The sequence below is a fragment of the Pseudomonas sp. CP4 genome, from assembly GCF_047758505.1.
GTDB lineage: Bacteria > Pseudomonadota > Gammaproteobacteria > Pseudomonadales > Pseudomonadaceae > Aquipseudomonas > Aquipseudomonas fluorescens_AO.
The window spans coordinates 1366317-1390411 of sequence record NZ_CP180489.1 but is presented as its reverse complement, the minus strand read 5'-3'; the positions used below and the strand labels follow the sequence as shown (position 1 = coordinate 1390411).

32 protein-coding genes and 1 pseudogene are annotated in these 24095 nt (G+C 57.3%); 20 read left to right on the top strand and 13 right to left on the bottom strand.

The features are described 5' to 3' along the window. Window positions 1-270: 270 nt before the first annotated feature. Window positions 271-717: a MarR family winged helix-turn-helix transcriptional regulator gene (locus tag ACMYUN_RS06105; protein ID WP_039763874.1), complete on the bottom strand. Its 447-nt coding sequence runs from the start codon at window positions 715-717 to the stop codon at window positions 271-273. Window positions 718-798: 81 nt separating this feature from the next. On the opposite strand from ACMYUN_RS06105, the gene ACMYUN_RS06100 reads away from it, so the two are divergent. Continuing rightward, window positions 799-1965: a PLP-dependent aminotransferase family protein gene (locus ACMYUN_RS06100; RefSeq protein ID WP_415763251.1), complete on the top strand. Its 1167-nt coding sequence runs from the start codon at window positions 799-801 to the stop codon at window positions 1963-1965. Window positions 1966-2102: 137 nt separating this feature from the next. Here ACMYUN_RS06100 and ACMYUN_RS06095 read toward each other — a convergent pair whose 3' ends face one another. The 3 genes and pseudogenes from ACMYUN_RS06095 to ACMYUN_RS06085 form a co-directional block, all read right to left on the bottom strand. Beyond that, a complete protein-coding gene (locus ACMYUN_RS06095; protein WP_415763250.1) occupies window positions 2103-2474 on the bottom strand; it encodes a glutathione S-transferase N-terminal domain-containing protein in 372 nt (123 codons plus the stop codon). A gap of 103 nt (window positions 2475-2577) precedes the next feature. Next, the gene (gene folE, locus ACMYUN_RS06090; RefSeq protein ID WP_205970537.1) at window positions 2578-3123 is read right to left on the bottom strand and encodes a GTP cyclohydrolase I FolE; all 546 of its coding nucleotides are present in this window, start codon (window positions 3121-3123) and stop codon (window positions 2578-2580) included. Between the two features lie 22 nt (window positions 3124-3145). Next, a pseudogene (locus tag ACMYUN_RS06085) lies at window positions 3146-3391 on the bottom strand (site-specific integrase); the annotation flags it as partial. Between the two features lie 624 nt (window positions 3392-4015). Here ACMYUN_RS06085 and ACMYUN_RS06080 point away from each other — a divergent pair. Next, the gene (locus tag ACMYUN_RS06080) at window positions 4016-4201 is read left to right on the top strand and encodes a YjzC family protein (protein WP_415763249.1); all 186 of its coding nucleotides are present in this window, start codon (window positions 4016-4018) and stop codon (window positions 4199-4201) included. A gap of 229 nt (window positions 4202-4430) precedes the next feature. On the opposite strand, the gene ACMYUN_RS06075 is transcribed toward ACMYUN_RS06080, so the two are convergent. The 9 genes from ACMYUN_RS06075 to ACMYUN_RS06035 form a co-directional block, all read right to left on the bottom strand. Further along, window positions 4431-4763 (bottom strand): DNA-binding protein, encoded by a 333-nt coding sequence (locus ACMYUN_RS06075; protein ID WP_415763248.1) that lies wholly within the window; start codon window positions 4761-4763, stop codon window positions 4431-4433. After that, a complete protein-coding gene (locus tag ACMYUN_RS06070) occupies window positions 4760-5083 on the bottom strand; it encodes a type II toxin-antitoxin system RelE/ParE family toxin (protein WP_415763247.1) in 324 nt (107 codons plus the stop codon). The genes ACMYUN_RS06075 and ACMYUN_RS06070 overlap by 4 nt, the downstream gene beginning before the upstream one ends. A gap of 300 nt (window positions 5084-5383) precedes the next feature. After that, window positions 5384-6565, bottom strand: a complete 1182-nt coding sequence (locus ACMYUN_RS06065) for a tyrosine-type recombinase/integrase (protein WP_415763246.1) — start codon at window positions 6563-6565, stop codon at window positions 5384-5386. A gap of 322 nt (window positions 6566-6887) precedes the next feature. Then, on the bottom strand, window positions 6888-7295 hold the full coding sequence (locus ACMYUN_RS06060; protein ID WP_415763245.1) for a hypothetical protein: 408 nt from the start codon (window positions 7293-7295) through the stop codon (window positions 6888-6890). Window positions 7296-7377: 82 nt separating this feature from the next. Further along, on the bottom strand, window positions 7378-7620 hold the full coding sequence (locus tag ACMYUN_RS06055) for a pyocin activator PrtN family protein (protein ID WP_415763244.1): 243 nt from the start codon (window positions 7618-7620) through the stop codon (window positions 7378-7380). After that, a complete protein-coding gene (locus ACMYUN_RS06050) occupies window positions 7617-8000 on the bottom strand; it encodes a hypothetical protein (protein WP_415763243.1) in 384 nt (127 codons plus the stop codon). The genes ACMYUN_RS06055 and ACMYUN_RS06050 overlap by 4 nt, the downstream gene beginning before the upstream one ends. Continuing rightward, window positions 7997-8272, bottom strand: coding sequence for a hypothetical protein (locus ACMYUN_RS06045; RefSeq protein ID WP_201192734.1), 276 nt, complete (start codon window positions 8270-8272; stop codon window positions 7997-7999). Before ACMYUN_RS06045 ends, ACMYUN_RS06050 begins: the two co-directional genes overlap by 4 nt. A gap of 10 nt (window positions 8273-8282) precedes the next feature. Beyond that, entirely contained in the window at window positions 8283-8654 is a 372-nt protein-coding gene (locus ACMYUN_RS06040) for a hypothetical protein (protein WP_415763242.1), read from the bottom strand. 352 nt (window positions 8655-9006) lie between these two features. Further along, complete coding sequence (locus ACMYUN_RS06035; RefSeq protein ID WP_415763241.1) at window positions 9007-9804, bottom strand: LexA family transcriptional regulator; 798 nt, start codon at window positions 9802-9804, stop codon at window positions 9007-9009. A gap of 117 nt (window positions 9805-9921) precedes the next feature. On the opposite strand from ACMYUN_RS06035, the gene ACMYUN_RS06030 reads away from it, so the two are divergent. The 18 genes from ACMYUN_RS06030 to ACMYUN_RS05945 all read left to right on the top strand — a co-directional run bounded on the left by ACMYUN_RS06030 (window position 9922) and on the right by ACMYUN_RS05945 (window position 24068). Further along, on the top strand, window positions 9922-10131 hold the full coding sequence (locus ACMYUN_RS06030) for a Cro/CI family transcriptional regulator (protein ID WP_073473042.1): 210 nt from the start codon (window positions 9922-9924) through the stop codon (window positions 10129-10131). A gap of 139 nt (window positions 10132-10270) precedes the next feature. Further along, window positions 10271-10759: a phage regulatory CII family protein gene (locus ACMYUN_RS06025; RefSeq protein ID WP_034156300.1), complete on the top strand. Its 489-nt coding sequence runs from the start codon at window positions 10271-10273 to the stop codon at window positions 10757-10759. Further along, window positions 10752-10958 carry a TraR/DksA C4-type zinc finger protein gene (locus ACMYUN_RS06020; RefSeq protein WP_101158491.1) on the top strand — a complete coding sequence of 69 codons (207 nt, stop codon included), beginning with the start codon at window positions 10752-10754 and terminating at the stop codon, window positions 10956-10958. Before ACMYUN_RS06025 ends, ACMYUN_RS06020 begins: the two co-directional genes overlap by 8 nt. Further along, entirely contained in the window at window positions 10955-13654 is a 2700-nt protein-coding gene (locus tag ACMYUN_RS06015) for a DUF5906 domain-containing protein (protein WP_415763240.1), read from the top strand. The genes ACMYUN_RS06020 and ACMYUN_RS06015 overlap by 4 nt, the downstream gene beginning before the upstream one ends. Continuing rightward, window positions 13651-13983 (top strand): hypothetical protein, encoded by a 333-nt coding sequence (locus ACMYUN_RS06010; protein WP_415763239.1) that lies wholly within the window; start codon window positions 13651-13653, stop codon window positions 13981-13983. The genes ACMYUN_RS06015 and ACMYUN_RS06010 overlap by 4 nt, the downstream gene beginning before the upstream one ends. Next, complete coding sequence (locus ACMYUN_RS06005; RefSeq protein WP_415763238.1) at window positions 13980-14462, top strand: hypothetical protein; 483 nt, start codon at window positions 13980-13982, stop codon at window positions 14460-14462. Before ACMYUN_RS06010 ends, ACMYUN_RS06005 begins: the two co-directional genes overlap by 4 nt. Before the next feature lie 191 nt (window positions 14463-14653). After that, on the top strand, window positions 14654-14998 hold the full coding sequence (locus tag ACMYUN_RS06000; RefSeq protein ID WP_034156347.1) for a phage holin family protein: 345 nt from the start codon (window positions 14654-14656) through the stop codon (window positions 14996-14998). A 146-nt stretch (window positions 14999-15144) separates the two neighbouring features. Next, window positions 15145-15747, top strand: coding sequence for a terminase small subunit (locus tag ACMYUN_RS05995; protein WP_415763237.1), 603 nt, complete (start codon window positions 15145-15147; stop codon window positions 15745-15747). A 4-nt stretch (window positions 15748-15751) separates the two neighbouring features. Then, window positions 15752-17776: a phage terminase large subunit family protein gene (locus tag ACMYUN_RS05990; protein ID WP_415763236.1), complete on the top strand. Its 2025-nt coding sequence runs from the start codon at window positions 15752-15754 to the stop codon at window positions 17774-17776. Window position 17777: 1 nt separating this feature from the next. Continuing rightward, on the top strand, window positions 17778-17984 hold the full coding sequence (locus tag ACMYUN_RS05985) for a phage head-tail joining protein (protein WP_008087653.1): 207 nt from the start codon (window positions 17778-17780) through the stop codon (window positions 17982-17984). Then, window positions 17984-19465, top strand: a complete 1482-nt coding sequence (locus tag ACMYUN_RS05980) for a phage portal protein (protein ID WP_415763235.1) — start codon at window positions 17984-17986, stop codon at window positions 19463-19465. Before ACMYUN_RS05985 ends, ACMYUN_RS05980 begins: the two co-directional genes overlap by 1 nt. Further along, window positions 19462-20616 (top strand): head maturation protease, ClpP-related, encoded by a 1155-nt coding sequence (locus ACMYUN_RS05975; RefSeq protein WP_415763234.1) that lies wholly within the window; start codon window positions 19462-19464, stop codon window positions 20614-20616. Before ACMYUN_RS05980 ends, ACMYUN_RS05975 begins: the two co-directional genes overlap by 4 nt. Continuing rightward, a complete protein-coding gene (locus tag ACMYUN_RS05970) occupies window positions 20613-20957 on the top strand; it encodes a head decoration protein (RefSeq protein ID WP_064364584.1) in 345 nt (114 codons plus the stop codon). The genes ACMYUN_RS05975 and ACMYUN_RS05970 overlap by 4 nt, the downstream gene beginning before the upstream one ends. Window positions 20958-21019: 62 nt before the next feature. Beyond that, window positions 21020-22015, top strand: coding sequence for a major capsid protein (locus ACMYUN_RS05965; protein WP_415763233.1), 996 nt, complete (start codon window positions 21020-21022; stop codon window positions 22013-22015). Window positions 22016-22017: 2 nt separating this feature from the next. Continuing rightward, window positions 22018-22338, top strand: coding sequence for a hypothetical protein (locus tag ACMYUN_RS05960; protein WP_116254767.1), 321 nt, complete (start codon window positions 22018-22020; stop codon window positions 22336-22338). Then, window positions 22335-23000, top strand: a complete 666-nt coding sequence (locus ACMYUN_RS05955; protein ID WP_415763232.1) for a hypothetical protein — start codon at window positions 22335-22337, stop codon at window positions 22998-23000. The genes ACMYUN_RS05960 and ACMYUN_RS05955 overlap by 4 nt, the downstream gene beginning before the upstream one ends. Continuing rightward, entirely contained in the window at window positions 22993-23505 is a 513-nt protein-coding gene (locus tag ACMYUN_RS05950; protein ID WP_415763231.1) for a hypothetical protein, read from the top strand. Before ACMYUN_RS05955 ends, ACMYUN_RS05950 begins: the two co-directional genes overlap by 8 nt. Next, window positions 23502-24068, top strand: coding sequence for a phage baseplate assembly protein V (locus tag ACMYUN_RS05945; RefSeq protein ID WP_034156286.1), 567 nt, complete (start codon window positions 23502-23504; stop codon window positions 24066-24068). The genes ACMYUN_RS05950 and ACMYUN_RS05945 overlap by 4 nt, the downstream gene beginning before the upstream one ends. The last annotated feature ends 27 nt before the right edge of the window (window positions 24069-24095 follow it).

Genomic DNA, 24095 nt, shown 5'->3' with positions numbered 1-24095 from the left:
AGTTTTATTGTTATTTCCAGGGCCGGACCCATGAGGGGTGGCAGCGGCCCTTTGAGGCATACGCGAATTTGTTGACCGTGTAGTCAGGAACTCGCACGCAGTGGATTATGCTTTTGTGTACAAATAAAGCAAATATTGTTTTGGGTTTTGTCGCCGATTTTTTTGTTGATAGGGATATATGGCTATCAAGCCATTCGCGAGCAGGCTCGCTCCACCTTTGTAATGCGTTCCCATGTGGTAGCGAGGCTGCTCGCGAAAGCGCCTGTTGATTCACTCAAGAATTGTCAGACTGCCACCCAAGGCCAGATTCACCGCCAACCAGCCATTCACCGCCGCTTCCCCAGCCTCGGCAAACACCCGCTCGAGCAATTTCACCTGCTCCCGGCGCAACGCCTGCTCGAACTTCGCGCCTTCCGCCGTCAGCTCGAGCAGGCGCTTACGTTTGTCCGTCTGTGAAGCGACGCTGTCGACCAGATGCATCTCCTGCAACTGGCGCAGCGGCATGTTCAGCGCCTGTTTGCTCACGCCGAGCAGGGCCAGCAGCTCCTTCACGCTGAGGTTCGGGTAGCGTGCGATGAAAAACACGATGCGCTGATGCACCCGCGAGAGTCCGCGGCGCTCGAGCATTTCATCTGCCTTGGCAGTGAACGCCTGGTAGCCGAAGAAAAACGCTTCCATCGCCTGTTGTTGGCTAGTGGGGTTCTTAAGGTCAAGCATGTTGACGTACTCGCTCAAGCTGTCGTAATTTCAGTCAACCAGTTTGACTCATTTTTCGCATCCCTCGCTACGGTGACCTCCATGGCTTTTTCCGAACGTGTCTCGCGCCTGAAAAGTTCTTTGATCCGAGAAATCCTTGCTGCCGCTCAGCGTCCAGAAGTGATGTCATTCGCCGGCGGCTTGCCTGCCGAAGCGATGTTGCCGAAAGTGGAGTGGGCGGAGTTGCCGTTATCGCTTGGTCAGTACGGCATGAGCGAAGGCGAGCCGGCCTTGCGTGAAGCCTTGGCGGCAGAGGCGAGGGCGCTTGGTCTGGAATGCGAGGCGAGTCAGGTGCTGGTGGTCAGCGGCTCGCAGCAAACCCTGGATCTGGCGGCCAAGCTGTACATCGACAAGGGCACGGAAATTCTGCTGGAGGCGCCAACCTATCTGGCCGCGCTGCAAATCTTCCAGCTGTTCGGCGCCGACTGCCTGACCGTGCCGCAGGAAGCCGACGGTCCCAACCTGGCGCAACTGCGCAACCGTCTGCAACAGCACCGCCCGGCATTTATCTACCTGATCCCGACGTTCCAGAATCCATCCGCCGTACGCTACAGCGAGGCCAAACGCGCAGCCGTCGCCGCGTTGCTCGATGAGTTCGGCGTCACCCTGATTGAAGACGAGCCGTACCGCGAGCTGACCTTCGATGGCGGCAGTGTCAAGCCGATTGCCGCACGCTTGAATAAAGCCAGTTGGATCTATACCGGCACCGTCTCGAAAACCTTGCTCCCGGGATTGCGTGTCGGGTACCTCATCGCTAGCCCGGATCTGTTCCCGCACCTGCTCAAGCTCAAGCAATCGGCGGATCTTCACACCAATCGCATCGGCCAGTGGCAGGCGCTGCAATGGATCGGCACCGAAAAATATCAACAGCATTTAAGCGAGTTGCGTGATTTCTATCGGCAGCGGCGCGATGCGTTTCAGTTGGCGCTGGAAGAGCATTTTGCCGACCTGGCTGAGTGGAATATGCCCCAGGGTGGGCTGTTCTTCTGGCTGACGCTCAAACGCCCGCTGGATACGCGTACGTTACTCAACGAGGCGTTGGCCAACGACGTGGCGTTTATGCCGGGTGAGCCGTTTTTCCCTGAGCCGGACAAGCATCATGGGCATTTGCGTTTGAACTTCAGCCACATTGATCCGGCGCGCCTGGATGAAGGGCTGAAGCGTATGGCGGCGGTGGTGCGGCGGGCGCAACTGGAGAGGGCGGCCTAGAAAAATCGCCAGCTCAAGGGCCTGCGTCGTCAGTTCGGGTCTCTTCGCGAGCAGGCTCGCTCCCACAGGGTGGAATGCATTTCAAGGGTGGGAGCGAGCCTGCTCGCGAAGGCGACTACCGGCCCACCCCACAAACATCAGACAGCAGCAAACCGCTTATCCAGATAATCAATAATCACCTTGGATTCATACATCCAGGTGGTCTGTCCATTCTCTTCAATACGCAGGCAAGGCACTTTGATTCGGCCGCCCTGTTCCAGCAGGGTCTGGCGATCCTGCTCGTTGTTCTTCGCGTCTTTGAGCGCCACCGGCACATTCAGACGATGCAGTGCGCGACGGGTTTTCACGCAGAACGGGCAGGCGTGGAACTGATACAGCGTCAGATCTCTCGCCGCAGCGTCGACTTGCGCCTGAGCAGCGGCGGGGCGTTTTTTCTTGCCCGGACGGGTAATGAAATCGATGAAGATAACCAGTTGGCCGAGGCCGACACGAAGCGCTTTGACGAACACGTTGAAAGCCTCACGGTGCAAATGAAGAAGGGCGCGCAGCTTACCCGATTTTTCGCGGACGAAAAAAAACCGGCGATCAACGCCGGTTCTTTTCTGTTGCGAATTACTTGATGAGGCTGAGGAATTCGCTGCGGGTTGCCGCGTTTTCGCGGAATTCACCGAGCATCACCGAAGTGATCATCGACGAATTCTGCTTCTCGACACCGCGCATCATCATGCACATGTGCTTGGCCTCGATCACCACGGCCACGCCCAGCGCGCCGGTGACTTGCTGCACCGCATCGGCGATCTGGCGGCTGAGGTTTTCCTGAATCTGCAGGCGGCGAGCGTACATATCGACGATTCGCGCGACCTTCGACAGGCCCAGCACTTTGCCGCTCGGGATGTAAGCGACATGCGCCTTGCCGATGAACGGCAACAGGTGGTGTTCGCACAGCGAGTACAGCTCGATGTCCTTGACCAGCACCATTTCGCTGTTGTCTGAGCTGAACAGGGCACCATTGGTGACCTCTTCGAGCGTCTGTGCATAACCGCGGCAGAGGTACTGCATGGCTTTGGCGGCACGCTTTGGCGTGTCGAGCAGGCCCTCGCGGGACACGTCCTCGCCCAATTGGCCGAGAATCGCGGTGTAATTCTGTTCCAGTGTCACAGAGGCTGATTCCATAAGGGTTTCAGGAGGGTACTTGTTCTGTCTGTACCAATTTTGTACCAATCGAGCTGTTTTCGAGTTTCCCGAGTTCGCCCAGTCGGTGCTGGTTGATCCATCGGGCGTAGGTCGAGAGCAACATCCGAACGCTGTGACCCAGCTGAGTGGCAATAAATGCAGGGTTCATTCCCGCCATGAGGCACATGGTAGCGTATGTGTGTCGGCAGTTGTATTGCCGGCGGGCGCGAATCACTATTCTCAGTGCCGTCATTTATTCAAGGGGGCGGTTGATAATCGCCGCAGCATTACCACCTCGATTGACAGTTCGTTAAGTGGTATGCGCTGGAGCCGAAAATTTGACTCCTATCATTTAGCTTTCTGTTTTAGAAGGGTGAAACACTACATGTAGTGTTGTTCCATTTGGATCCAGTTAAAATACACAAGATACGTGTGTATAAGTATGGTGGCATTTTGATATCGCTTTTTGCATGCCATGCATACGAGCTAGCCCCTTTGTTCATTGCCTAACGGGTTCATCCAAGTATCAAGCTCTTTTGACTTATCCACAGACTTATCAACAGGGCAATGTGCATAAAAAATAAGTTGATTTCTCTTAAAAGAGATGGTTATTATCTCTTCGTCGGTTCTAGATGTAGGGGTCGGCAATTGACGGCGTTTTTTTGGCGCCATGAAAAAAGTCCCGAGTGCTTTCGCACGCGGGACTTCCAGGCTGAATTGGGGACGATTTTGCACACCTTCCCAAATCAGAAACCATAGCCAACAAGTAGCTACAAGCTTATTGATTCTATATGCGCGTGCGTTTTTACGCAACGTAGTGATGTGTATCAGCGTTTGTAGCTCCTTCGAGGCATCATTGCCAATTGGGAGAATCTCCATGGCAGAAGGTAAAAAACCCGGTCAAAGCACCGGAAAAGAAGGCGGCATCTTTCAAGAGCAAGGCCCACGTGGTGGCTTGAAAGATAATTTCGCGGCTGTGCCTGATGGTAAGCCGTTACCTCCAACCAGCAAGCCGGGGAGCACGTGGGTTCCAACCCATACGACTCCTGATAGCAAGCGTTAAGAAGAAGGCCGCGGATCTGATCCGCGGCCTTCTCGTTTTTGTGGTCTGTTTCGTTTGATGGTGATGACAGCGTTTTTTTCTGGTTACGGCTTTGCTTCGGTCTTTAGCCCTTGCATGTGTCGGCTGATTGATTTTCAGCCGTTGTGATTCCTCAGATTTCGCTACTTCCGTTGCCGCAAAAAAAATGCCCCAGCATAGCTGAGGCATTTTTTTTGCTGTATCGACTATCTCAGGCGCAAGCTTCTTCCGCTCGATGCGAGACTACTTTAGACATTCCTATACCTAGTGCCTGAAGCACTTTGAGAAGGGTAGAAAGTCTTGGGTCTCCACCTACTGCTATGGATCTGTACAGATTGCCTCGGGCTAGGCCAGTACTCTGCGAGAGGGTTCCCATGCCACCCCTGGCCTCTACGAGTCGGCGAATGGCTACAAGGAATGCATCCTCTCCACCGATTTCGTCGATTTCTTCAAGCGCTACGGAAAGATATTCGATGGCAAATGCTTCGTCGTCTCTAAGCATTTCTAGAACGCTATCTTCATGAGAACGAGTGCGAGTTGTCATTTTCTTTTCACCTTAAAAGAGTTCCAAAGAGCCTTGGCCTGTTCGATGTCGTTTTGCTGTCTATCCTTTGAGCCTCCGCCCAAAAGGAAGACAACCTTTCGATCTTGGATTGCGTAATAGACGCGGAATCCAGGACCAAAATTCAACTTCATTTCGTAGACCCCATCACCTACCGGCTCGGTGTCGCCAAAGTGACCAAGGGAGGCTCGGTCGACTCTGGTGGTGATTCTTGCTTTGCATCGCATGTCTCGCACGGTGTCGAGCCAAGCTTGGTAAATATCCACTCCATTGGCAGACAGTACGTGTTCCACTTCGTACATCACAAATGTACCTTAAAAGAGACACTGCATTGATTGATATTTTGTATCGGGTCCGACGGCTCGACGAAATTCACCCCGATTTTTTGGCATGGCGCGTGGTGGCAAGGTGATGACAGTGTATCTGTAATGCATGCGTATTGGGAGGTGCCCAGGGGTGGACCATGGATGAGAAAGTGCCGGATCAACTCAGCGAAACGCTAGTAAAATAACGATAAATAATATTAGCTTATTGATATTTAAGACTAATTTATATCGGTTGTTTATGGGTTTCCTTTGGAGCTGACCTGGCCTGGCCTGGGCTCATAGCGAGTGAATTATGCTCCTTTCCAGTTTCCCGATTTCGCTCCAGTCGGTGTCGGAGTTAACCCACCTAGCATATGTCGAAAGCAACATCTGGACGTTGTGACCTAGCTGACTCGCAATAAATGCAGGGTTCATACCCGCCATGAGGCACATCGTGGCGTATGTGTGTCGGCAGTTGTATTGCCGACGGGCGCGAATCTCCAATTCGGTCAGTGCCGCCTGGAAGTGTTTGTCGGTGACGCTGGACTGCTGGATGAACTCGAAATTCTTCGTGGGTGGGAACACATAGGGCGATTTCGGCTGCTTCCTACGGCTCTGTTTCGCACGTTGTTCGGCAATTTGCTCGGCGACCTCGATGGCGTGCATCGCCCGGCTATTGAGCATCACTTGCCGTTCATTGCGGGTTTTGGTTCGCTCCTCGATCTTGTAATCCGCGACGATCCGACACACGTTCACCAGCCGCTTTTCCTTGTCGACCTCTTCCCAGCGCAGCGCCGCGATCTCGCTGGGGCGCATGCCGGTGTAGAAGGCGAACTCGAAGTAGGCCGCGTAGATCCGCATCGAATGGGTCAGCGTTTTATATAGGTGATCAATGATCTGGTTGGCCTCGCCAACCGTGAACGGATCGATGGGCTTTTTGGCCTTTACCGGCAGCTCGATGGACTCCACCGGGTTACGGTTGATCAGTCCGTCTTTTACTGCGGTACCGAACACCGTGGTCAGGCGCTGAATCGCCGCGCGCTTTACACCCGGCGTCGGCCATTCTGTATTGGCTACTACCTTGCGCAGCATCACCGACGTGATGCTGTCCATGGGTAGCATCGCCAGATAGGGCATCCAGTACAGATTGAGCGAGCCAAGGTAGTTCTTTCGAGTCCCGGCCACGATCTCGCGACTGTTGAGCCATTCCTGGGCGTACTCCCCGAAACGAGGAGTCGCTGAGTAGGTGGCATAAGTGGAATTGGGGAACAGCTCGGCGTAGCGCTGATCATCGAGCACGCCATGCTTAATCAGACTGGTTACGTTAGCGCGTAAGTCGGCGGCAGCCTTAATCCCCTTCGGCGTTTGGGGATAGGGGAGGGTTTCGCAGCGGCGTTGCCCGTTCCAGGTGAAGCGAATGCGGACGGACTGTCCAGCAAATTCAACTCCGGTGGGCAATCCCATTGGCTCTCGAGCCATGCTTCGTATCTCCTCAGGCTGTAGTAAATGCGGCTATCGATGGTGTTCCAGACACCTTTGGGAATGACGCCCCTCGCGCGCTTGCCTTGGAGCGCTCGGCGTGTGGTGCCGACCAACTCGGCCATCTTGTCTTCTGGAATTTTGTCCAGGTGGTAGGAGGGCAGCGATGGTTCCGCAGTGTCATCGCAACGCTTGTTTTTCTCAGCATGTAGCGCGGGTAAATGGTTGTTGCCAGTCGGAACTTGGTCACTAACATGTAAGCGCACGCTGGTTTCATCTGACATGCGATAGTGAGTTGGTCCGAAGTAGGAGAATGAGGTGTTCATACGCCTTCTCCTTGCACAACCACCTGCAGCAGCCCGGCCATGATCAGTGCCTGCTCGCGAAGGAACCGGGTGTCTCGCTCAAGTTTTTTGCCTGTGCGAAATGCACTGAATGTTTCAGCAGCAACCCGGAGGTGCTCTGCAATATCGAGCAGAACTCGCTGCTCTTTTGATCCGAATGTTTGGCTTTCTCTGAGTTGTCTCCACTGCCTCGCCAGATTTCGGTGATCAGTGCGAATGAACTGGGCGGAAGCTTCCAACTGACGGATAGTTTTGGCGAACTCAGCGTGCTGACTATCGTCCGCTTCTAGCTTTCCATCGCTACGTCCCATTTTGTAGCCGGCCCATACGAGGAGGCCGGTAAAAGCGATTAGGATGATTAGCGCGCAAATTTGGATCGTGGTCATGTGCTGTGAGCCTCTGTGAAATCCTCCGCCGGGATGCTTGGTGAGAAGCCGGCGGGGGTGTAAGTGGTAACCCAAGTTCAAATCAAGCTGCTTGCTTAGCCGCTTGGGCGTCGAGGAACTCGGCCAAGTCGTGCAGGTACACCACTCTTTGGGCGCGAGCCGACCCGTGTAGACGCTTCACGACCAGCGCGATACGACCTGCCTTTATCTCGGCAAGTAGGTAGCGGTCGGTGCGAATGTGAGCGAAGTACTGTTCCCGAACTGCCGCCAGGGTCGGGCATGGAGTAGCGAATTGACGTCGCAATTGTTCTAGTGTGTTGTTCATGCTGCGTTCTCCCCGTACCCCTCCGATGGGGGCAGCAACTTGAGGCGAATCAGCTCGGCCAGGCCTTCCTTACTTTTGCCCATTGCAGCCGCACAAATGTTGCCCTTGGCGTCAGCCACTACGGCGCCGAATGGGTACTCAGGCGAGTTGGTCGGCGTAACGTAGGCGACTTGCCCGTCAAGGATCACGTTGTTGACGCAGCGGAATACTTCGGCCAGCTCGGTGCTTAGTACTGGCATGCTTTCCATTAATTGGATGGCTTCCGTCGAGGCTCCAACGAGCGTTGCGCGGCTGACTACCCCCGGGCAGTTCAAGTAGATCGGGATCAGCTTCAGGGCGCCGAGGGCTTGCGTGTAGGCATTAAGGTTGTTGGTTTTCATGCAGCGGCGTCCTTTTTGTTAATGATGATTCCTAGCTTCTTGGCCAACCATTCGATCCCTTCTTCCTTCACCATCACCACGGAGTAATGACGGCATTTGTTGAGGGACGGAATCACGGTGCTGCGCGGATCCGAATACAGATAGCCGCGATCACGGTGCTGGCTGGCTAGATCGCCACTGCTGTTGAGAATGCTCAGCTCGCGCAACCTGGTGCGGAAGGCGCGGGGCTTGAGTCCGAGCAATGCGGCTGTTTCGTCCAGGGTGCGATTCATGGCGCAGTCCTCAGGCAGCGATCAGTTTGCGAACGCGGGCAAGCAATGCTTCCGAGTCCGCAAGTGCTCGATCAATTTGCGCCAGTCGGCCGGACTGCTCGGGTGGCGCGGGTTGAGCTGATTCAATTCGGCCGTTCGCAATGTCCTGGATGAAATCCCGCAGGTGAAGGTGATTGGCTCGGTCCGACCGCTTGAGGGTCAGTTCGCCGGTGCGACCTCCCAATTCAACGCTGACGACTGCGCTGTTTTGAGTGAGCTCCACATCAAACCTTGCATAGATGGTTTGCTCTGGTCGTTGAAGACGGCAGACGGCACCTCCACCAACCTGGAGCATGTGATGCAGCAGGTCTTGTTTAGTGAGGGGGATGAGGTAGTTATTCATGCCGCGTCGTCTCCGAGTGGCCCTGCAGTGGCTTCGGATGTGTTAGCGATAATGACTGGCCTGATAGCGGCGGGACGGCCCTTGGGGTTGCTGACGACGAGAAGTCCCGTGCGAAGCTGTAGGTCTTCAACTGCGGCGCGACTGCTGCATGCGGAGGGGTGCAGGTAAACAGGGCAGCGGGTGTTGCTTTGCTGTGTGATTTGCATGGTTTGATCTCTTTGGTGAGAGGTAGATTCCGATGCAAAATTAGTGTTACTGATTTAATATGTCAACAGTATCACTTATAAAACTTGGTAAATAAAATTAGTAGACGAAAAAAAAGACCCTTACGGGCCTTTGGGGGAGGGATCTCTTAAAGCATCACCGAATACCAGAAAACCTTCCCGATGATACGAATGTGCTGTTGGACGTAGTCGCCATCGTAGCGTTCGTCCGGGTGTTCCTCTGTGTTGTAGCTCCGTAAGCGCAAACCTGAGCCTGGTAATCGATAGAGAAGCTTCACGCGCAACTGTCCGTCATGATCAATGGCGTACATCTTGCCGTCCTGAACGACTGTATTCGCGGTGTCTACACCCACGGTACTGCCATCCGGAAGCACTGGCTCCATGCTGTTCCCAGTTACTGGAGCGCAACCAGCAGAAGCAGGATCGATGCTTTTTCTTTTGAGAGTACGTTTCCCGAAGCGAAGCTTACGTCCATTTGTTTCAAGCCTAACCTGAGATCCATTACCCGCAGACAATTCCACTTCCTTAAAGAATGGCAGCTCTACTTCATCAGGCCCGAGCGGGGTCTCGTCATCCCACACTTCAATCTGATGCATTTCCCAGTCGGGGGGGCTTGAGCGTTCATTGCCGCCCTGCGAATGCCGCAGGCGGGGCATTTCGGCGAGAGCAGCGAGACGTGGACTTACCTCTTCAAGCGAAAAGCCCAAGACATTCGAAAATTTGATCAGCGCTCCGATGTTGAGAGGGATTCGGCCATTTAAGTATTGGCTGACAACGCTTTGCCCAGCCCATTCGCACAGATCGGCGATTTTGTCCTGGGTAAGGGAGGGATCATGCCGTTTGCGATCCTGATAAATAGCCTTCAAGCGCGTGGCTTCGGCTTTTCGGGTCTCGTCGTCGGCAGAAAAGGGTATCGAGGTAATCATGCATCCCAATTTATAAGGAAGACTTATTTTTTCAAAACAGCACTACGTCTTTTTTCTTGATGTTTAAAAGAAGTAGCACTAATATCCGTGCCGCAACGCCCATTCGAGGAAACGTGGATGGCAAACGAAATAGGAATTCCCTTGGGAGATTTCGCCGAGGGTAAGACTCAACCAGAGCTAGCTTTACTGATCGGGGTATCGCAAAGCGCTGTCTCTCAAATGCTCAACTCAGCTCGGGATATTCGAGTTCGGGTTGATGAGAAGGGGGCCTGTACAGCGGTAGAGATTCGTCCAATCGGATCGCGCCGCAAGGTCAGGGCCGCTTAAAAGGTGTCGAGCTGGGGCCTCTCACCAAAGAATCCCCCAGCCCGACTACGACGATACACAGCACATGCACATCGGTCGTGGTCGTAGGATAGGGTTTACCCTGGACTATGGCTACACCGTAAATAGGGGATTTACGGTTATGAGTCGAACAGATCTTTTGCCGGACGCTGGTCCGGTCCTGCCACTACGCCAAGCGATTTATCGCGCCGGTCGTGACTACAAGGGCGGAATTACCGCCCTTGCCTTTGAAATGGTGTTGGACAACGACACCCTCCAGAAAAAACTCAAGCTCGATGAAGAACGCCGCTGGCTGAATCCAGATGAGCTTGAGGAAGTGATCAGGCTAACCGCTGATCCACGCTTGCTGGACGCATTGATGCGTCCAGCAGGTGCGGTTTGGTACCGGCCCGTGGCCGTACCGGCAACCCGTGATGCCTTGAAAGCGGTTGGTAAGCTACTCGGGGAAACCGGTGAATTCGTGGCCAAGATGCACGACGGCGCGGCGGACAACGTCTGGGAGCTTCATGAAGTCGTGGATCTCGAAAAGCACGGAATGGATGTGATCCGCGAAGTCCTTGGAATCATGGCGGGCGCTCGGCAGGCGATGGAGGATCGCATCAATGGCTGATGATATCGACCGCGCAAACGAGCAGGCGCAATACCTGCTTGATGTTGCTATTCATCGTAGTCGCCGCGTGCCATCGAGCCGCGTTAGCGCGCAGTTCTGTGACGACTGCGACGAACCAATCCCGTTGCTTCGACAGCAGAAGGTTGAAGGTTGCGAGACCTGCGTCTCTTGTCAGGAGTTGCGGGAGGCCCGGCGATGAGTGAGTCGGACAAAGGAACAGCCATCGCTACATGGGCAAAGCGTTACATCAGTACTTTTGACTTGGCACTCGTATCGATTGATCCAGGTGAAAAGGCTCCTAAAGGCCTAGGGTGGAATAAGCCCGGAGGCTATATCACCGACGCCGACACGGCCGAGGCGTTCTGGCAACGAAACCCAAATCACAACCTTGGCGTCGTGCTGGGGCCGAGCCGCGTTTGTTCATTGGATGTTGATGACGTTCAATGGACGCGTCATGTTCTGTATGAACTGTTGGGCCTTGACCTTGATGCAATGGCAGTGGTGTTCCCGACTATCGTCGGGAATCCGCTGCGATTCCGGGTGGTTTTCAAGTTGCCGGAAGGCATTGAACTCACGCGTCATTCACTTTCATGGCCGAATGAAAAAGACCCGGACGGTTCGATTTTCAAAGGGTTGATGGACAAGGCCAAGTGCGCGAAAGAGCAGGGTGATCTTGCCGCAGAAGCTGCTGCACGAACCGAAGCAGAACCGTTCAAACGCTTCACGGTCTTTGAACTACGTGCGGGATTGGTGCAAGACGTATTTCCACCATCAATTCATCCCGGTACCGGCAAACCTTACATCTGGAAAACTGCTCCAAGTGCTACTGAGGGGTTGCCGACGCTGACCAACGAACTGCTTACCATTTGGCAGAATTGGGAGTTCTTTAAGCGAGATGCTGAAGCTGCGTGTCCATGGGCGGTTGCGCCACCGAAGCCACCGGTCAAAGCCCAAAAGCGTCCTGCACTCGGTGGCGGCAAACGGCCCTCGGTAATTGATGAATTCAACCGCTGTCACGATGTCGCGGAGCTTCTTCGTGTCCATGGATACATCAAGCGAGGCAATAAGTGGCTGTACCCTCAAAGCAGCACCGGTCTGCCAGGAGTGACGATCAGCGAGGACAAGGTTTATTCGCACCACGGTGCTGACCCTCTCGCGAACGGACATCAGAACGACGCCTTTGAAGTGTTCTGCTTACTCGAGCACGGTGGCGACCAGTCGAAGGCTGTGAAGGATGCTGCGCGAATGTTGGGCATGCAACACGCCGCCCGTCCAGATCCGAATGACCTTCCCCCCACCCCATCCGGTGAATTGAGCGGGCCGATCTCCGGCGAAACATGCCCGTCCAGCGAGGCCGCTCCTGCTCCTGACGGGGGGGCGGGGGAGGTCATAACGTTGGACCACATTCTGCGTCGTTTCGCGTTGGTCGAGGGCACCACGCACGTGTGGGATTGCGACCAATCGAAGGTAATGAAGAAGTCCGCCTTCGAAGCTCGTGTGGGCAAGCCACTGGCCAAAGCTTGGTTGGACGAGACCGGAAAGAGGCTGATTTCTGACGATCATGTTCGCGAGATCGAGCAGGCGCGCCGTATGGCTGGGAAGAAAGGCGGTGCATTCGGGATGTCTCCAACTGATCGCTACGTTTACATCGATGGCACCAAAGACGTTTGGGATCGCGAAAAGAAGCGGCGCATAGCCGAGGGCGCGGTGAAGATGGCGCTGGGTGACACTTACACTTTGTGGCTGAACAGCAGCGAGCGCCGCACCGTCGATGTTGAACACATCGTGTTTGATCCGACCATGACGAAGGATCCTGCGGTGTACATCAATACCTTTGACGGGTTGCCGCTTGAGCCAGTCAGAGATGATGCAGCGTGTGCCAACCTGCGTTGGCTGATCTCATTTCTTTGTAACCATGATGAAGCTGCAACCGATTGGCTAACTCGCTGGCTGGCGTATCCGCTGCAGCACTTGGGCGCCAAGATGGACACCGCTGTTTTGATGCATTCGATTATGGAAGGTTCGGGCAAGAGCCTGTTGTTCGCTGACGCGCTTGGCATGCTTTATGGCCAATACGCGGCGACTGTTGGTCAGACGCAGTTGGAAAGCAGTTTCAACGCGTGGCAAAGCCGCAAATTGTGGTCGGTCTTTGAAGAGGTCGTCAGTCGCGATCAACGTTACAACCAGGTGGGCAAGATCAAGCACTTGATCACTGGTAAAACGGTGCGGATGGAGTCGAAATTCATTAATGGCTGGGAAGAAGCCAACCATATGAATGCGGTGTTTCTCAGCAACGAGATTCTTCCCTGGCCAATCAGCGACAGTGATCGTCGAATGCTAGTCATGTGGCCTATGGAGACTCTGCCAGTCGCACGGCAAAAGGCGATTGGTCGTGAACTGGAGCAGGGTGGAGTGGCGGCGCTCTACGGTTGGTTACTGTCGGTCGATCTAGGGGACTTCAACCAGCGCACGCGGCCGCCATCCACAGAGGCGCGCGAGCGTTTGGTGGCGTTGAGTCGGGCCGGCTGGCAAACATTCTTGCATCTGTGGAAGTACAGCGAGCTGGGGCATGGGCTTTGGGGACCGTGTCTATCGACCGACCTCTATTCGTTGTTTCTCGAATGGTGCCAGCGCAACAAAGAGCACGTGATGAGTCAGACCAAGTTCTCTCTATTTATCAGTTCTGAGGTGGATAAAACGCGGGCGATACCCTGGACTGACGGCAATAACCGTCGCTTCGGCGCGTTTTTCTTTCCTGTGGATCTGGATGCTTCCCCGCCCCCATCACTCAAGGCGGCAGAGCTGGGCAAGCAGGTAGAGAACTGGCGGGCGAAGGCCAAGCTGGCGGGTTGGCACGTGGACAGCTGGGATCACATCAAGGCGCTTGCAGCATGACTATTTTCAAAAGTGTGTTGGGTGTGTTGAGTGTGTGTCGGGTTGATTTTGAATACCCCACACAATTTGAGTGCCCTAATTACATGCCTTCGCGGGTGTTGTGTGGGGTGTGTTGGGTTTTGTGTCGCGCACGCGCATACATGACGTTCTTTGCAACGAATTCAACGGAAGGAATTTTTTCTTATGCGAAGACTGATAAACCCAACAAACCCAACACACTCAACTCAAGTTTGATTGAAGCATTGAATTTAAAGGGATTTATGTGTGTTGGGTTTGTGTCGGGTTGGGGTTTTTCTGTGTCGGGTTGGGTTTCGGGGGCAGGGCAATGATTGAGGCGATGGAGTTATTGCTGAAACATTGGGGCGAGGAATGCCGACACGGCGGTGACGCCGGAGGCATGGGTAGCCCGATGGCGACGATCATGGAGTGGAGCGGTTGCGCGCCGCGAGGCACACCCGGTTCTCGGATCCTTCTCGGCGGTGGTGCGGGACCAGATGCAATTGCGCAGGAAGTTGGTGCCGCCCTTTCCGAGATAGCCCGGCAAGATGGTCGGGGTGAAAGGCTGCAACAGTTGGCGGTTATGCGTTATGGCTTTGACCCTGCACCAACATGGGCAGCGCAGATGCACGAACTGGGCTACGTCTCAAAGGCGAAGCAAACCTACTACGATCTTGTACACCGACTTCATGTGCGACTCTTTGAGGTGCTGGCCGAGCGCAAGGACGCACGAAAGTGGCTTACCGTTGGTCGGGGCGCTTTGCCTCAAAGTCTCCTCAAAGTTGCGTCAAAGTTGCGTCAAGTTGGATAACCGAAAATGTCCCCTTTTCGGTTCCGTACTCAGGGGGTAAAAAGTCCCCACGATATGGATTCTGCGCCTTGGCGCTTCCCCGAGCACGTGCTGTGCACTTCGTCCTGGCGCATGCCGCGACATTGAAAACCCTGCCCTCCGGCGGGGTTTTCTTTTTTGTGTCCGGCATGCTCCTTCACTTGAGGCACAACATGACAAATGAGCAGCAAGCGCTGGCAGAAATGCCGATCTGGTTGGTGATCGTCCTGGCTCTGGTCGGCGGCGTATCCGGTGAGATGTGGCGAGCGGACAAGGATGGTGCCCGGGGCTGGGCGTTGATGCGTCGGCTGGCGCTTCGATCTGGTGCCTGCATTGTTTGCGGAGTATCGGCAATGATGCTGATGATCGCGGCGGGCATGTCGCTCTGGACGGCGGGCGCCTTGGGTTGTCTCACGGCAATGGCCGGTGCAGATGTTGCCATCGGCTTGTACGAACGCTGGGCTGCCAAGCGGCTTGGCGTGTGCGATGTCCCGCCGAATGGCGGCGGACCAGCCTGAAACCGCCGGGGACCCTGGGGTTATTCGGAGGGTACGGGGTCGGAAACCCGCGGGAAACTGTTAGCCGCAGGCTCCCCAGCTTACTGAAATTTCAGTCATTGAAATCTTGAAAGGGTTCATTGAAATACGTTGAAAAAGGAGGGCTCATGACAGAACCAACCTACCTGTCGAAGAGCGCCTTCGCGGCCCGGCTCGGCAGGTCGCCGAGTTACATCACCTGGCTGAAAGACAACAACCGTCTGGTGCTATCGCCCAACGGCAAACAGGTTGATGTGCATGCCACCGAAGCGCTGATTCGTGACACTGCCGACCCGAGCAAGGTCGCCATCGCCGAACGACACCAGCAGGGCCGGATTCAGCGTGACGTTTACAGCCAACTGTCCACCCAGGCCGAGCCGACTTCCACGGCTGCGCCGCCGCAGGCGCTTACCGTCGACGGCAAGCTCCCCGACTTCCAGAAGGCCCGCGCCCTGCGCGAGCACAACATGGCCAAGCTCGCGGAGATCGAGCTCGGCAAAGCCCAAGGCGCGCTGGTCTCCAAGGAGGCAGTCGAAACTGGTGCCTACAACGCCGGCCGCTTGTTGCGCGATCAGCTTTTCGGTCCGCTACCGCAACTGTCCCATGACCTGGCGGCCATGACCGATCCTTGGCTGATCGAAAAACACCTGACCGCCACCTTCCGCCGAACGCTGGAAGAAGCGGAGCGCCTCTCCGCAGCGGACCTTGACCACGCCATGACTATGGACTGAACCCATGCACACGGAATTTCCTGACGGTGCAGAGGTGTACCGTGAGGCTTATTTCCGTGGACTGCGCCCAGACCCCGATCTCTGGATCGATGAATGGGCCGACGAGTACATGCGGATCCCGCGAGACACCGGTGCCCCTGAGCCCGGCCAGTACCGCACCTCACGGACACCTTATGCCCGCGAGCCAATGCGCTGCCTGTCGCCGGCTCATCCTTGCAGACGCGTGGTCACCATGGTGGCCTCGCAGTTAATGAAAACCCAGATCGCTCTGAACTGGATGGGCGGCCTGATTCACATGGCGCCGTCCAACATCTTGGCGCTGCTGCCGAGCCTGAGCCTTTCCAAACGGGTCTCGGGACGAATCAGCAAAACTATCAAGGCCACACCAGTGCTGCGCGAGAGAGTTGCTGCCACCCGTTCGCGGGACGCGCGCAACACGATGGACACCAAGGAATTCGAGGGTGGTTCGCTGTACGTCACCACCGCTGGTTCCGCGGCCAACCTGTCTGAGCTATCGGCACGTTACATCTACGGCGATGAGGTTGATCGTTGGGAGAACGACGTCGGCCAAGAAGGTGATCCCATTCGTTTGGCTGAGACTCGGGCCACCAACTTCGGTCGTAACGCCAAGATCTACTTTTCCAGCTCGCCAACGATCAAGGGCGCCTCGCGGATTTCGGATCTGTTTGAGTCCAGCGACCAGCGGCATTACTACGTGCCGTGTCCTAACTGCGGTCACATGCAGGTGCTGGAGTGGGAGCGGCTGCATTACAGTAAGGACTTCAGCACTGTGCATTACGAGTGTGCAGCGCCTGAGTGCGACGTGCTCATCGAGGAACACCATAAGAGCGACATGCTTGCCCGAGGCGAGTGGCGCGCCCATGCGGCTGGCGACGGCAAGACCGTTGGCTTTCATCTCAACGCGCTGTACTCGCCGACCGGGTGGATGGACTGGGCTTCGCTTGCAATCGAATTTGAGGACGCCAAAAAAGCCCAGGCTCAAGGTGATACCAGCCTGATGCAAGTGTTCTACAACACGCGTCTTGCCAAGGTATGGGACAGCGCACTCGAACAGACCAAGGCCGAGGTGCTGATCGCTCGGGCGCGGCTGGAGAACTACACTCTCGGCGCGATGCCGTCAGGTGTGCTGATGCTTACCGGCGCCGTCGACGTCCAGGCCAATCGTCTGGAACTGATGGTGATGGGCTTCGGCGTCGGCATGGAGCGCTGGGTTGTTGACCACCAGATCATCTGGGGTGACCCAGCAGACGAACGCACCTGGGCGGTGCTGGATGAGAAACTCAAGGCTCGTTACCGGCATCCTTGCGGTGTGGGTCTGGCGATTCTCGCCGTGGGTGTCGACTCTGGTGGTCATCACACCGATGAGGTCTACCAGTTCTGCCGCGTCCGTCGCTGGCGCAACATCTTCGCCATCAAAGGCGCGAGCAAGCCGGGCCGACCTGTGATTGCACAGCGCCCGTCCATGGTTGACGTGACGTGGAAGGGCCAGACCGAACGCAACGGTGCCGAGCTGTGGTTCGTCGGCACCGATACGGCCAAAGATTGGATCTACAATCGCTATCCATTCCCGGACGGTCCGGGATCGCTGCACTTTGCCAACGACCTGCCAGACGAGTTTTTCGCCCAGTGCGTCGCCGAACGCAAGGTCGTGCGCTACGTGCGCGGACACAAGCGCATCGAATGGGTGAAAGGCAAGGCCGAGCGTAACGAAGCGCTCGACCTGATGGTGTACTGCCTTGCGATGGCGCATTACCTCGGCATCAACCGCTACCAGGAACACGATTGGGACAGGGTGCGACAAGCCCTGGCGCAGTCCGGCTTGTTCGATGACGCCTTGAGCATCAAGCCTGTCCAGGGCGAGCGACTTGATGCTGAGCAAACACCGGCACCCGCTGCTGTACGTCAAGCCCAACCCGCACCACCACCCGCTGCACCGGTTACACAATCGCGACCGGCAGCCCCCCCTCAACGCCGCAGCTCAGCCAGCGGCTACCTGAAGAGACGCTGATATGTCCTTTACGAAAAAGCACCTCGACGCGGTTGAGGCGGCCATTGCTCGCGGTGAGAAAACTGTGCGCTACACCGACCGCACCGTGGAATACCGCACGGTCGATGAACTTCTCAAGGCGCGCGAAGAGATACGCTCTTCGCTTGCCAGCGCTGCCGGGCCACGCTCGCGCGTGGTCCGGCTTTACCATGCAGGGAAGGGGGTCTGATGGCCCGACAATTTCCAACGTTGACCCGTAACGGATTTGTCCTGCCGTCCAACATCAAGGCCAGTTACGAAGGCGCTGGAGAAGGGCGCCGCTCTACTGGCTGGGACGCTCCCGACAACGGGATCAACAGCATCAACACTCCCGCCCTGCGCAATCTGCGGTCGCGCTCACGGGCAGCGGTTCGCAATGACCCGTATGCCTTCAACGTCATCGACAAGCGCGTCAGTAATCTGATCGGCACTGGAATCACACCTCGGCCGACGACTGATGACGATGCCTTGCGCAAGCTACTGCAGGAGCTTTGGGGGGATTGGGTCGATGAGTCGGATGCGGATGATCGCACCGACTTCTACGGTCAGCAGGCGCTGGTGGCAAGAACGGTGGAAACCTCGGGCGAGTGCTTCGTCCGGTTGCGTCCTCGCAGTCTGGATGAAGGTTTGGCGGTCCCGCTGCAGCTGCAGATCCTCGCACCGGAGTTCGTGCCGCACGACAAATTCGAGACCACCAAAAACGGCAACGTCATCCGCGCCGGCATCGAGTTCACTCCGGGCGGCAAGCGGGTGGCGTACTGGATGTACCTGTCGCATCCGCGTGATGCGGCCTCGCTGAACGCCGGCTACAACCAGTTGGTCCGCGTGCCGGCGACTCAGGTGCTGCACATCTTCGAACCGGTCGAGCCGGGCCAGTTGCGCGGAGTGCCGCGATTGTCGCCGGTGCTCAAGCGCCTGCGCAGTCTCGACAACTACGACGACGCAGTGTTGTTCCGCCAAGAGGTGGCCAATCTGTTCGCCGGTTTCATCAAGCGTCCGGCGCCTGACTCGGGACCACTTCCCAGAGATCCGGTGACCGGTCAGCCGCTCGATCTGGATCGCGACGGCTTCACCCCGATGGTCGCGCTCGAACCCGGCACCATGCAGGAACTGGGCGCGGGCGAAGAGGTTGAGTTCTCCAAACCACCGGACGCCGGCAACAACTACCCAGACTTCATGCGGCAGCAACTGATGGCTGCTGCAGCGGGGTCGGGTACGCCTTACGAAATCCTCACCGGCGATATGCGCGGCATCAACGACCGAGCATTGCGGGTGGTACTCAACGAGTTTCGGCGCCGCCTGGAACAACTGCAGTTCAGCGTGTACGTGCATCAACTCTGCCGCCCGGTACGGGCGGCGTGGATGGACATGGCGGTGTTGTCTGGCGTCCTGGTGCTGGACGATTACGCGCAAAAACGCCGCCGGTACCTGCGTACTCGCTGGGTGCCTCAAGGCTGGGCCTACATCCAGCCAGTGCAGGACGTGCAGGCACGCCGGATGGAAGTACAGGCTGGGTTTTCCTCTCGCAGTGAGATGGTCCTGCGCACCGGCTACGACGCGGAAACGGTCGATCTTGAAAACGCCGCCGATCTGGCGCGGGCCACAAAACTGGGCCTCAACTACAACACCCTTGATGCCGTCGGAGACACCGACGACAAGGAGCAACCATGAGCAAACAAGCGCGACCGCGCATTTACAACCGCGCCGGCAAACGTGTCGAGGTTCAGGACAAGACCTGGTACGCCCTGCAGGCCAGCGGAGAAGCCACCGAGCGAGTGATCGAGGTTTTCGTCTATGGCGAGATCGGCGCGTGGGGCATCACAGCCAATCAGTTCGTGCAGGATCTGCGCGCCATGGATGATGGTGTGTCCCCGGTGATCGCCGCGTTCAACAGTATCGGCGGTGACCTGTTTGACGGTCTGGCCATGCATAACGCGCTGTCGCGTCTGGGCGAGCGCTGCACCGGACGAATCGATGCGCTCGCTGCCAGTGCGGCCAGCGTCGCCGTGTGCGGTGCACACCGCGTAGTCATCGCGGCGAACGCCATGTTGATGATTCACAACCCATACACCTATGCAGGCGGTGGCGCTGAGGACTTCCGTCGGGTCGCTGATGTATTGGATCAAACCTTGGAGGCGATCATCGCGGCCTATAAGGCCAAGGCGCCTGACATCGATGTCGCCGAGCTGCGGCGAATGGTTGATGCTGAGACCTGGCTGACTGCTAACGAAGCGGTGGCTCTTGGTCTTGCAGACGAAGTCGGCGACGGCATCAAGGTCAAAGCATGCCTCGGTCAAGGCGCGGTGTTGCAACGGTTCCAACACGCTCCGGTTGAGTTGGTGGCCCAGCTCGACGAGCCACCTGAACCGGATCCCGAACTTGAACCTGTCGATCCTCCCCTGGTGCCGCCTGTAGTCGACTCGGCAAAGTTGGCACTGATGATTACTCAGCGTTGCACGGCAGCGGGCATCAGCAATCTGGTCGAGCCGCTGCTCAATTCTACCCAGCTCGAAAGCGAGGAAATCGTTCTCGCCGGCTTGGCTCGCGCCAAGGCGGTGAACGACCTCTGCGTCGCCGCGCGTCTGCCGGAATTCAGCGCCGAGTATGTCGCGGCCGGTCTGGATGCGGCGGCGGTTCGGGCGCGTCTGTTCGACAAGATTGTCACCAGCGGCAAAGGCTTTGAAATCGACAACAGTCTGCCGCTGGCGGATGACCCAGCGCCCAAGGTGCTGGCCAAACAACCTGATCCCAACTCGATTTGGGCTGCTCGCCAAGCGGCTCAAACTGGAACCGCGCACGGCGCGAAAGGAGCACGAGCATGACCATCAAACAGGAACCGATGCACGCAGGTGAATTCCTGCTGTCCGAGGGCGCCGGCACGATCTCGCGCGAAGCGATCAATGTCGCGGCGGGGCCAGCATTGTGGCCGGGCCAAATTCTCGGACTGGTGACCGCCACCGGCGAATTCGCACCGTACGAACCGACTGCTGAGGACGGCACGGAGAACGCTGTCGCCATTCTCTACGGCCCGCTGGGCGAATCCGATGTGGTGCGTCGCGGTCGCGCCGTGGTGCGGTTGGCCGAAGTCAGCGAAGCGCATCTGACCGGTCTGGATCTGGCCGCCGAGAAAGCACTCGCCACTCATTTCGTGATCGTTCGCTAAGGCGATCCTTCTTTTGTATGCATCCCGCCGCGTGCGGGATTTTTCGTTTCTGGAGAGTACCCATGGCTGATATCGCCATTTTTGACGACGAAGCGTTCACCGTTACTTCGCTCACCGCTGCACTCAATGATCAACCGTACCTGCCAGGGCGCATCAGCGCTCTGGGCCTGTTCCGCGAGGAAGGCATTACCACGCTGACCGTGCAGATTGAAAAGGACGGCGACACCCTTGCACTGGTGCCCGCTGGTGAACGTGGTGGTTCTGGCTTGGTGGTTGCTGCCAGCAAGCGCAACCTGATCCCGTTCAACACTGTGCACCTGCCTGAGCGCTTCACCATCAAGGCTGACGAGATCCAAGGCATCCGTGCCTTCGGTACTCGCACTGAGTTGCAGGCGGTGCAGGACGTGGTCAATGCGCGTCTAGCTAAGGCGCGTCGTCAGTTGGACGCCACGCATGAGTTCCAGCGCATGGGCGCACTCAACGGCCAGATCCTCGACGCTGATGGTTCGACGGTGCTGCTGGACTTGTATGAGCGCTTCGGTGTGCAGCGTCAGAAGATGTCCATGGGGCTGACTAAGGCCGATACCGAGCTGCGGGTCATGTGCGGTGAGGCGCTGGACATGCAGGAAGATGCGCTGGGCAGCGTGACCAGTACCGGTTCGCGCGCTTTCTGCGGCAAGAACTTCTGGAACAAGCTGATTGTTCACAAGTCGGTCAAAGAGACCTACCTCAACAGTCAGCAAGCGGCCGCGCTGCGCGGTGATGCCCGGGAAAGCTTCGAGTTCGGCGGCATTATCTGGGAGCGTTACCGTGGCAAGGTCGCTGGCGTTTCGTTCGTGCATGACGACAAGGCGCTTCTGGTTCCGGAAGGCGTGCCGGATCTGTACATCTCGGTGTTTGCGCCGGCTGACTACATGGAAACGGTCAACACTCAAGGCATTCCGTACTACAGCATGATCGAGCCGCTGCCCTTCAACAAAGGCATGGCCGGTGAGGCGCAGTCGAACCCACTGCACCTGTGTACTCGACCGCGAGCCCAAGTCCTGCTGGAACTCTGACCATGGGCTTTCGCGATCTGATCGCCGAAGTCGACGCAGTGGTGTTCGAAACGCTGGGCGATACGGCGCGGATCGAGGGTCGCGACGAGCCGGTGTTCGGCATGTTCGCCGCGCCCTGGCTGCAACCCAAATTCGGCAAGCTCAACACCGGGTTGCGCGAGCCGCGCTTCGAGATCCGCGTCAGCGATTCGCAAGGTCTGGAACAGGGCATGCTGGTCAGCGTCGACTTGCCTGCCTTGGACGGCGGCGGTGATTACGACTTGATCCAGCTCGAACCGAGCGGCGACGGCCTGGTCGCCCTGATTCTGAGGTTGCGGCCATGAGTGTCGGTAGCTATTTCAAACCCTCGGCCGGGGGCGGGATGATCTCCATCCAGTCCTCGGCCGCAGACTTTCAGGCGTTCCAGGACTTTGCCAAGGTGGTACCGAAAGCGGCCGCTGCGGCGCATCGGCGCGCGATCAACAAGACGTTGGGTTGGTTGCGCACGCACATTGCCCGAGCGGTCAGCCGGTCGGAGCGCATTGCTGTTGCGGCGGTGCGTCAGCGTTTGCGCAGCTATCCGGTTTCCGGCGGTGCCGCGAGCGGCAAACTGTGGTTCGGTTTGAACGCCATCGAATCCAGCCGGATCGGCCGGGCGCGGCAGACCGGCACCGGCGTGTCAGTAGCGGGGCGGCGTTACCAAGGGGCTTTCCTCAAGAAGGTCTACGGCAACAAGCCCGACATCTGGATCCGAACGGCCAGCAAGCATTTCAACGCGGACGACTACCCCGACAGCACGGTGTTACCTGGTCGCGGGCCGAGCTCGGGTTGGGTCGCCGAAAACGGCAGTCGTTTCCCGCTGGCCAAGGCCAAGGTGTCGCTCGAGCAAGCCCGGCCGCACTTCGACAGCTGGGTAAAAAAAGCGGATGAGCGCCTGCTGGAGATCCTCAAGCAGGAGCTCAACTTTGAGCTGCAGAAATACCTCAAGAGGATCGGCAATGTCTGAGGAACCGTTCAGCCTGGACCAGCTTTATCGGGCCATAGAACAGCATCTGCGTACCCACTTGCCTGGCGTGCAGGCAGTCACAACCTGGCCAGACATTAAGGATCGCGTGTTGCTGCCCGCGGTGTTTCTGGAAGTGGCCGAGATCGAGCCGGGCACCGATATCGGTACCGGCGAAACCTCGCTCGTCTGCAAGTTCGAGGCTCGGATCATTGTTGACCCGATCAAACCGCACCATCATCAACAGGCCGTGCAATTGGCGACCCAGTTGGCGGTGCTGCTGCGCGCGCAGACGTGGGGGTTGGCAGTTGAACCCGCCGAGTTCGTGCAATCGCTGCAGGACTGGACCCAGCCGCACCTGGATGGATACACGGTGTGGCTGGTGGAGTGGACTCAGCAGGTTTATCTCGGCGTTGAGGAATGGCCGTGGCCGGACGAACCACCGGGAACGTTGGTGTTGGACCTTGATCCGGGTGACGGACCATTCAAACCCGAGGATCTGCCGTGAGCTACGCAAGCGCCCAGCATGACCGCATGATCGCGGGGGCGGTAAAGGCTTGCTACGTGGTTGCGGTGGATCTGTCAGCTTCGCCGCCTGTATGTCGCGTGTCGGACGGCAGTGAATGGGTCAGCGCTTGGGTGCGGTGGCACAGCATCGCCGCCGGCAAGGCCAGGCACTGGCGGGCGCCGTCTTTGGGCGAGCAGGGCAGTTTGATCAGTCCCAGCGGTGACGTGTCACAAGGTACGTTTGTCCCGGGCCTGTATGGCAATGCCGGACCGCCGCCAGATAACCGCGACCATGTCGAAGTCTGGCGTTTCGATGATGGCGGCTCGCTGATCTACGACTGGCAGGCCAAGAGCTACAGCATCACGTTGCCGAGCGGCACAGTCACCATCAAGGTGGCCAGCACCGAAGCGGTCGTAACCGATAGCGCCGTGAACGTGACCACCGGCAACATCAATCTGAAAGCGGCGGTGATGATCGACGGCGCGTTACACGTCACCAAGGGCATCACCAGCGCCGGCGCAATCATTGACGCCACTGGCAACAGTAATCACCACACGCATTAATTCATTCACCACAGCCCGCCCCGTGCG